The sequence below is a fragment of the Neobacillus kokaensis genome, from assembly GCF_014656545.1.
In the GTDB taxonomy this organism is placed as follows: domain Bacteria; phylum Bacillota; class Bacilli; order Bacillales; family Cytobacillaceae; genus Neobacillus; species Neobacillus kokaensis.
On the sequence record NZ_BNDS01000062.1, the window covers coordinates 1 to 1,779 of the forward strand.

Annotated in this window: 1 protein-coding gene; it reads left to right on the forward strand. The window is 40.1% G+C overall.

The genetic code is table 11. From position 1 onward, the window contains the following. Nucleotides 1-121 precede the first annotated feature (121 nt). On the forward strand, nucleotides 122-1,237 hold the full coding sequence (locus IE222_RS26150; protein WP_191277309.1) for an IS110 family RNA-guided transposase: 1,116 nt from the start codon (nucleotides 122-124) through the stop codon (nucleotides 1,235-1,237). Nucleotides 1,238-1,779: the final 542 nt, after the last annotated feature.

The window sequence follows — 1,779 nt, forward strand, 5'->3', positions numbered from 1 at the left end:
AGCGCCGAGTTATCATGAACGAAACTAGCTCCTACTCGTAAATACGTAGATTAATTTGGTTAGAATGTCTAGTGGAAAACCAAACCAAATCAGAGCTACATTACGAAAGGAGCTAGTTATTATGAAGGATACCATAAAATATGTAGGTTTAGACGTATCAAAAGAAAAAATAGCTGTCGCGATTGCAGATCAAGGACGAGATGAGCCAAGATACTGGGGCATGATTTCGAATACCCCAGAAGCAGTTAAGAAATTAATGAAAAAGCTGGGAAACAGCGAAAACTTACGAGTGTGTTACGAAGCAGGGCCTACTGGATATGCATTGTATAGGTTACTCATTACATTGAATATTCACTGTAATGTGATAGCGCCATCTTTAATTCCTCAAAAACCTGGAGAGCGTATTAAAACGGATCGTCGAGATTCCATTCGTCTGGCTAAATTATATCGGGCTGGGGAGTTAACTTCTGTTTACGTTCCTACTCCAGAGGATGAAGCTTTACGAGATCTCGTTAGGTGCCGAGAAGATGCAGTAGAAGACGAATTAAGAGCAAAACACCGATTAAGTAAATTTTTACTACGTTATGATATTCATCCGCCTTCAAAAGGGAAAAAGTGGACCGTTAGGTATTATAGATGGCTGGACACGTTAAAGTTTGAAAACTCTAAGCTACAAGTGGTTTTTCAAGAATACTATCATCAAATTAAAGAGATAAAACAACGAATCTTAAGACTAGAAGAAGAAATCAGAATACAAGCGTCGGACGGTATCCATGCCCCAACTATTCAAGCTTTACAAGCATTAAGAGGCGTAGCACTTATTACAGCTACTAGCATTGCAGCAGAAATAGGTTCTTTTAAACGTTTTTCCACCCCTAGACAGTTTATGGCATATGTGGGGTTAGTACCAAGTGAATATTCGAGTGGTGATAGTAGAAGGCAAGGAAAAATCACCAAAACAGGAAATCGGCATGTTAGACGTCTACTAGTGGAATCAGCCTGGAGTTATCGATATCAACCATCTGTAAAAGGTGAATTACAAAAGAGACAAAATGGGCTATCGCCAACTATTCAAGCAATATCCTGGAAAGCACAAAACAGACTTCATAAGAAATATTTTCGATTATTATCAAGAGGAAAAGAAAGTGGTAAGGCCATAACAGCAGTGGCAAGAGAATTAGCCGGTTTTATTTGGGCAATCACGCAAGAAATAGACGAAGTTGTACCAAAAGCTTAAGGAAGGATGTTTCTGTGATGAACAGAACATTTGAAATTAAAATAGATCGATGAGAATAGGGCTCGAAGGCAAAGAGAAAACCGGAAAGGAAAACCCACGTGCCTCCTCTGTGCTATATCTATTTAGATTAACGCACGTCCCGAGTTAGTGGATATGTCCTTTATACGGAAAGATAAAATGTGAAAACCCACGAATATCAGAGCGTTAACCGCAGTAGAGATTTTTGCCTTCGTGCCGTGTCCTTAACATCTATCCAAAAATGATGAGGGAGGTAAGATTAATCCATCTTTAGCTTAAAAGAGTGTCTCACCTCTTGGAATGGCTATCAAGGAAAGCACTTGACAGCCATTCCAAGAGGTGAGAAGTGGTCAGTAAGCTAAAGAAGGAGTTCCTCTAGCCAGTAAGGCTAACTATCTAACCAAGCAAGCGAAGAAGCGGCAAATAGCTTCTCTTCTTAGAGTTGGTCAAAAGTAGATCAAAACCTGTTTTAGAGTGGGAGCCTTGACAGTTTCGTTCATATCAGGAGGCTCCCCGGCACGCCC

Bases quoted from the DNA above. Each gene is read 5' to 3' on its own strand.
- IE222_RS26150 (WP_191277309.1), top strand. From the start codon at position 122: ATGAAGGATACCATAAAATATGTAGGTTTAGACGTATCAAAAGAAAAA.